Origin of the sequence: Clostridium sartagoforme AAU1 (assembly GCF_000401215.1) — a bacterium.
Taxonomy (GTDB): domain Bacteria; phylum Bacillota; class Clostridia; order Clostridiales; family Clostridiaceae; genus Clostridium; species Clostridium sartagoforme.
This window is the reverse complement of the sequence record NZ_ASRV01000077.1, coordinates 1-7,051: the sequence shown is the minus strand read 5'-3', so window position 1 is coordinate 7,051 and position 7,051 is coordinate 1. Positions and strand designations below refer to the sequence as shown.

The 7,051-nt window shown below is 25.0% G+C and carries 7 protein-coding genes; 1 reads left to right on the top strand and 6 read right to left on the bottom strand.

The annotated features are described in order from the left end of the window. Positions 1–198: 198 nt before the first annotated feature. Complete coding sequence (locus tag A500_RS06000) at positions 199–939, top strand: cupin domain-containing protein (RefSeq protein ID WP_016206697.1); 741 nt, start codon at positions 199–201, stop codon at positions 937–939. A gap of 122 nt (positions 940–1,061) precedes the next feature. On the opposite strand, the gene A500_RS05995 is transcribed toward A500_RS06000, so the two are convergent. From A500_RS05995 to A500_RS05970, 6 genes are all read right to left on the bottom strand, one after another. Next, positions 1,062–2,018: a metallophosphoesterase family protein gene (locus A500_RS05995; RefSeq protein WP_016206696.1), complete on the bottom strand. Its 957-nt coding sequence runs from the start codon at positions 2,016–2,018 to the stop codon at positions 1,062–1,064. Between the two features lie 51 nt (positions 2,019–2,069). Next, complete coding sequence (locus A500_RS05990; protein WP_040436588.1) at positions 2,070–3,494, bottom strand: sensor histidine kinase; 1,425 nt, start codon at positions 3,492–3,494, stop codon at positions 2,070–2,072. Between the two features lies 1 nt (position 3,495). Continuing rightward, positions 3,496–4,200, bottom strand: a complete 705-nt coding sequence (locus tag A500_RS05985; protein WP_016206694.1) for a response regulator transcription factor — start codon at positions 4,198–4,200, stop codon at positions 3,496–3,498. Between the two features lie 92 nt (positions 4,201–4,292). Then, on the bottom strand, positions 4,293–4,970 hold the full coding sequence (locus A500_RS05980) for an ABC transporter permease (protein WP_016206693.1): 678 nt from the start codon (positions 4,968–4,970) through the stop codon (positions 4,293–4,295). Positions 4,971–4,984: 14 nt separating this feature from the next. After that, the gene (locus A500_RS05975) at positions 4,985–5,731 is read right to left on the bottom strand and encodes an ABC transporter permease (protein WP_016206692.1); all 747 of its coding nucleotides are present in this window, start codon (positions 5,729–5,731) and stop codon (positions 4,985–4,987) included. 3 nt (positions 5,732–5,734) lie between these two features. Further along, the gene (locus A500_RS05970) at positions 5,735–6,646 is read right to left on the bottom strand and encodes an ABC transporter ATP-binding protein (protein WP_016206691.1); all 912 of its coding nucleotides are present in this window, start codon (positions 6,644–6,646) and stop codon (positions 5,735–5,737) included. Positions 6,647–7,051: the final 405 nt, after the last annotated feature.

The following is a 7,051-nucleotide window of genomic DNA, read 5'->3' as shown; positions in this document are numbered from 1 at the left end:
TTTTATTATGAACTAATAATTTGATAATTTATATACTTTTATTCTAATTTTTTCTCTTTTGTAATTAAACTTATTTCTACGCTTCTTCAGTTTTTAATTGTGTTATTAAAACTTTTATATTAGCTTTGCTAATATTCTCACACTCTTTAAATGTATCGCATATATTAATGCTATACATCTAAGAAAGGAATGGTAAATATGCATAATGAGTATTATGGGTATAATTTACCTTATTACCCTAATACACCAATGTATAGCTTAAACAATATGTATAGAAGCTACAACTATCCTTATTACCCTGATATGCTAATGTATAATAATCCAAATAATATTTATAGAGGATATCCACATCCTTATTATATTAATACTGCAGCATACAGTCCAGAATTCTATAATCAATTTAGTGATCAATATGTTCCTTTTACTAATGGAAGAGATGCTTATTTTAGATCTGATATTCAGGAACCTGAAGATAATAATTTAATTAACCTAATGGATTATGGTCCAGAGCCATTTGTAGTTAATATCGATGAAGCTACTAAACAAAATAGTAATTTCCGTACTGCTTTATGGACAGGAACCCATCTACAAGTTACATTAATGAGTATTGAAGTTGGCGGCGAAATAGGCCTAGAAATGCATCCTGATACTGATCAATTTATAAGAGTTGAAGATGGTATGGGAGTTGTTAGAATGGGCAACGATCAAAACAACTTAGATTTTGAAAGAAGAATTCGTGATGACTTTGCTGTAATGGTACCAGCTGGTACTTGGCACAATATAGTCAATACTGGATCTAAGCCACTTAAAGTATATTCTATTTACGCACCCCCTCATCATCCACAAGGTACAGTTCATAGAACAAAAGCAGATGCAGAAGCTGCAGAAACTGAAAGTTCAAATGTAAATAACACTAGAAATACTCGTAGCTATTGGTAAAAGAATCAACTTTTTCATAAAAATTTTATTAAGTAATAAGGATAATAAAAAGCCCAAAAGTATTGTATTTATATACTTTGGGCTTTTTATTATATTTATTTTTCAATTTATATTTAACTTAATTATTGTTTATTAATTTCCTTAGTAAATATCCATTGCTTTTCTTTAATATTTCTACCTTTAATAGTAACATTATTTCCATTTACTTCAATATAGATTCCCTTAATATAATCTGATTCTATTCTTCTACCACCTTCACTATTTGCATCACGTATAATAGTATAATGAACAGCTCCTGTATTAACTATTGTAAATGGTTTATCTAAAACTATACTATCTTCTTCTAAATTTCTATGAGTATGAGAGGCAAACATTATTACTTCTGGATATTGTGATAATATTTCTTTAATTTCTTCGCTTTGCTTAATACCAATCCATGAACCATTTCCATAATCTAATGGCTGATGCAAAAACACAAAGATTGGTTTTCCCTTTTGATAATCTTCAGCTAGCTTTTCTTTAAACCACTCTAATTGCTCATTTGATATAAATGCTGTTACAGAATTAATAGTTTCAGAATTACCATCTTCTGATCCTAGTGATATAAAATGATAGTTTTTTATCCAGGTATCATGATATACTTTTTCTTCTCCTGAGAATTCAAGATATCTATTTATAAAGCTCTCAACCTGCTCTGCTGAGTTAGTTTCAATATTATAATCAAAAAACTCATGATTTCCAATATTCTTTATTATTGTTTTTGGTAGCAAATCATTATTTTTCTTCAAAACATTCTTCATAGAATCATATTGTTTATCTAATCCTTGATCTACTGAATCACCATTTAACACTAATACATCCATACTAGGATTTATTGTATACAAATCATTAATAGCTTCTTGAAAGTGATCAATATTCTCATGCACATCTCCTAATACAGCAAAAGTCAAATCTGCATTTGATGTTGATACCTGAGTAATCTTAGCAATAGGTTTAGGTTTGTTTATATATATAAATGCTATTATCCCTATAATAAGGGTTATTATAATTGTAATAATTATTAATTTAAATTTTTTCATTTTATCACCCCTATACTATTAGTCATATTATATCCAACTCAATAATTATTATCAATTAATTTCAATTATATTTAATTGATTCTTTAAAACTATAATTATTTTAGTGCCTAATCCAACTTCACTTTCTATATTAATTACTCCCTTATGACAATCTATTACTTCTTTAGCTATTGCCATTCCAAGTCCCGATCCACTATAAGTCGAATTTTTATCTACACCTCTATAATATCTAGTAAAAATATTTTTTAAAGCCTCTTCTGTTATTCCACAGCCATTATCTTCTATTATTATATTTATATTATTTTCTTTCTTTAAAACAGAAACTATAACAATAGTACTTTCAAGATTATGTTCTAAGGAATTAATTATAAAATTATTTATTGCTCTCTTTAAATATTTTTTATCACAATCTAATATTATATTGTCATCATAATAATTAAAATTTATTTCTCTATTGCTATACTTACTATTATTTAATAAATCTATTATACTTTCTTGTAGTAAATTAATTAAGTTCTCTTCTTTAAATTTAATAGGCAGTACCTTATTCTTTAATTTATAAACTAAAGATAAATCATTCACTAACTCTTCAATATAATTACTATTATCTAAAATAGTACTGCCATATCTTTTTGCTTCTTCAATATTTATTCCATATTGATCTCCCTTTAAAAGTTCAGCATATCCTTTAATTGAACTTAATGGAGTTTTTAAATCATGACTAATATTAGCTATCCATTCTTCTTTTGCTTTGTCTACTTCTTTCCTCTGGATTTCATTTTCCTTTAAAATAAATGATAAATTATTAATATTCTTACTTACGTCTTTAAATATTCCCTGTTTATTTTTCTTATTTATATATATTCCATTTTTTAAATCATCAATATCTTCAACAACTGATAGCATTGGCTTAACTAGATTTCTACTAAATATGTAAGCTACAATAGTCATCAAAATTAATGAAAAAATAATTATTGAAATATGATATTTAAGACTTTCATCAGTAAGTGTCATTTTAAATCTAAAAATTTTATCTATTGGAAACCCAATTAATAAGGTATAGTTCTCATTTCCTTTAGCTATATTATTTGTAGAAATAGTAGTCGGTGCAACACTTCCCCATGGATCTTGTATAAATTCTATTAATTCTGCCGTAAGATAACTATTTGGTATATTTTCAGGTTTATTTACTTCATATACTTCCTTATTTTCTTTATCTAAAACCTGTATCCATATATTATTTTGAGTTAATTTATTTATATTATTATCATCTAAACTAAAATCATTACCTTTTTCCATATCTTCTATATATGGTTCCATAAATTTTGAAATATTAAATGATACACTAAAAACTTTTTCTCCAAAAGTTATATTACTATTATATATTACTAAGTTTAGCACTACATAAACTGTCATAGTTATATAATAAACCATGATCATAGATATAAGTAACTTAATGGTTAATTTTACTTTCATACTAATCAACTAGCTTATAGCCAATCCCCTTTAAAGTTTTTATATGCTTTGGATCACTTGGTTTATCTTCTAGCTTTTCTCTCAAATGTCTTATATGAACCATAATTGTATTATCATATCTATCATATTCATATCCCCAAACTTCCTCACATAATGAGCTTTTACTAAATACTCTATTAATATTTTTGGCAAGAAATAAAATTAGTGAATATTCTTTAGCTGTTAGTGATATATTTTCTTCACCTTTTTTTACTTCTCCTGTTTCCTCATTAATAGATATCTTTCCAAAAGTATATATATTAGTTTTAATTTCACTTACTAAACTACCTCTTCTTAGTTGAGATTTAACTCTAAGAACAACTTCTTTGATATTAAAAGGCTTAGTTACATAATCGTCTCCACCAGCTTCTAGCCCCTTAATTTTTTCTTCATCTTCACCCATTGCAGTTAAAAATATTATTGGACTCGTAGAAAATTTTCTAATTCTATCACAAACTTTATATCCATCTATATCAGGTAAATTAACATCTAAAATTATTATATCTGGATTTTTTTCTTTAACTGATAATATTGCATCTATGCCATTATCCACTTCATATATTTGTCTAAATCCTTCTTTTATAAATACTTCTTTTAATAATGTTAATAATTCTCTTTCATCATCTACTAATAATACTTTCTTATTTAATATTTCATCCATAATCATGATGTTAACTCCTTTTTAATATTTAATCTATTAGTTATATTTTACCATAACTATTTTTTATTTTATATCTGACTTGGTAAAGCTCATAAAATCTAAAAAAACATCAAAATAGATATTAATATGGATATACATAGTATTATATTTCTTTCAAAATCACTTATATTTCCTCCAAATATCATAATTGAATATGTCCAAGGAGCATAAATCCAAAATCTACTTTGTGCTATAAATATATTTGTAATCAACATAATAATTCCAATTGAAATTAATGGTATTATACTTGAAAAGTTTCTTCCAATTATAAATAATAAAATTAATATAGGCAAAGTTGTTATAAAAATTTGCATTCCGTATGATAATATTTGGAAATTGAAACTTATACTTTTATTCAAATAAAATTCAGATAAAACTATACAAGTAATATATGATAATATTGAAATACTTAATGCAATCAACATCACTTTGTATTTTGAAAAATAAATACTACTTTTCTTAATAGGTAAAAGCATTAATTGTTTCCAACCACAATTATCATTTTCAACTTTAGTTATCACACATGCTGTATATATATTTTGAAGTGGTAAAAGGAATGATAAATAAGCAATTGCTGAAAACATAAATATTTCTTCATTAATACTTATTCCAACCATACTCCCCATTGTCTGTATTCTTTTCATTATTGCTAGTACTACTGGTATTGGGATAATTATAGCTAAAAATAATAAATAGCTCTTTCTAATTTTTAACAATTCTACTTTTAGTAATTCCACGTTTATCCCTCCATCTAATAAATTTTCTTATTATTAAAATAAGCTTTAACTAACAAAGAGCCTATTAATAATATAGATATTGATATAATTAAAACTAAAGTTATTTCATTTTTCCCTTGAGTTATTGAAAATAAGGAAAATCCATATGGATTAATATTTTTAATAAAGGAATCATTATAATATATATTTGAAGAAACAACACTTAGCACTGCTGATATGCATAAAGATATAAGTAAATTTTTATTTTTCAAATTTATAAATAAGTGTATAATCATTATTACTAATGATGATATTAATTGTATTACAAACATAACGATTAAAAACTTCCATGGTATTGGCTCTTTAAACTTAAATATTATTCCTACTATTATTAAGGAAATCATATTTAAAAGTAGCATTATTGTAGAATAAAAGCTTGCTACTATATATTTTGATATTAATATATTACTCCTTTTTATTGGTTGAGTTAATAAAAATGTCCATGAATTATTTTTATATTCACTTTCAAATAATGTAACTAAAATCAATGCAGCAAACATAGGCATAAAATCATTGAAATACAGTATTCTTTGTTCTTTAATTAGAACTTGCCATGATGTTAAACCTTTTTCCATAGCTTGAGGTAATAGCCAACTTTCATATCTTATAAAAAAATCTATACATAAGAGGGCTGCTACACCTAGTGGAATTGCTAATATAAATAGAATTACTAGATTTCTTTTTTCTTTACTAAATTCATTTTTTATTAAATTTACTAACATGACTTAAACCTCCTTAGTTAATCCTAAGAATATTTCCTCTAAAGAGCTTTTTTCTTGTGATAAATAGTTAATATCATATCCTGCCATAATAAGTTCTCTACAAATGGTAGATGCAGATATACTATTTCCTTTAACTTTTAATGTTCCATTATCCTCTTGAACTTTATACTTTCTAGAGATAAGTAGCTTAAATACTAACTCCTTATCCTCATGATTTTCTAGACGTATTAATACTTCATTAGTTGAATTTTTCTTTAAGTTATCTAATGATCCTTGATATAATAATTTCCCTTTATTTATTACAGCTACTTCTGTAGCAACTAATTCAATTTCACTTAATATATGACTTGAAATAATTATTGTAATATTTCTTTCTTTAGCTAAATATTTTATTAAATTCCTTATTTCTATAATTCCGGCCGGATCTAATCCATTAGTTGGTTCATCTAAAATCAAAAGCTTTGGATTTCCCATAAGTGCTTGTGCTATTCCTAATCTTTGTTTCATACCTAATGAAAACTCTCTAACCTTTTTATTTTTAGCATTCCATAGACTTACTAATTTTAACTTTTCTTCTATTTCACTTTTACTTACTTTTAGTACTCTTCTTAATATATCTAAATTTTCATAAGCTGTTAAATGTCCATAATAAGAAGGACTTTCAACTAAAGCACCTATATTCTTTAATATTTCTTCTCTATCATCCTTAATTGATTTTCCAAAAACACTTATTTCTCCACTATTAGGTTTTATTAATCCTAATATCATTTTTATAGTTGTAGATTTTCCAGCTCCATTTGGACCTAAAAAGCCATAAATTTCTCCTTCTCTAACCTTTAAATTTATGTTATCTACACTATTTACATTATTAAACTTTTTAATTAAATTTTCTGTTTTAACAATATATTGGCTCATAACTACTCTCCTCTTTAACTTTATGAGCTAATTATATATGGCCAATCTTAATGTTGATTTTAGCTATCCTTAATTCTACCTTAATTTAATATCATCCCTAAGGCCCAACTATTTTCCAATTATATATTAAGTTAAGACTTCTAAATTTGTTGAGAATAAATTTGTATATAAGAGCAGTATTTTCTATAAGGTTGGTATTACTAATGGATATGAAATTATTAATATAATTAAATATGAAACTACTAAACATGATAAATTTACTTTAATTAAAATTTGTAATTTGTGATGAAATTATAATTGATTTGATTTATTAAGTGTGTAGAACTGAATTTTTTGATATGACTTTTAAAAAAATAACTTTAAAATGGCTGCTTCACAATAATTGTGTAACAGTCATTTTAAGTC

Bases quoted from the DNA above. Each gene is read 5' to 3' on its own strand.
- A500_RS06000 (WP_016206697.1), top strand. From the start codon at position 199: ATGCATAATGAGTATTATGGGTATAATTTACCTTATTACCCTAATACA.
- A500_RS05995 (WP_016206696.1), bottom strand. From the start codon at position 2,018: ATGAAAAAATTTAAATTAATAATTATTACAATTATAATAACCCTTATT.
- A500_RS05970 (WP_016206691.1), bottom strand. From the start codon at position 6,646: ATGAGCCAATATATTGTTAAAACAGAAAATTTAATTAAAAAGTTTAAT.
- A500_RS05990 (WP_040436588.1), bottom strand. From the start codon at position 3,494: ATGAAAGTAAAATTAACCATTAAGTTACTTATATCTATGATCATGGTT.
- A500_RS05985 (WP_016206694.1), bottom strand. From the start codon at position 4,200: ATGATTATGGATGAAATATTAAATAAGAAAGTATTATTAGTAGATGAT.
- A500_RS05975 (WP_016206692.1), bottom strand. From the start codon at position 5,731: ATGTTAGTAAATTTAATAAAAAATGAATTTAGTAAAGAAAAAAGAAAT.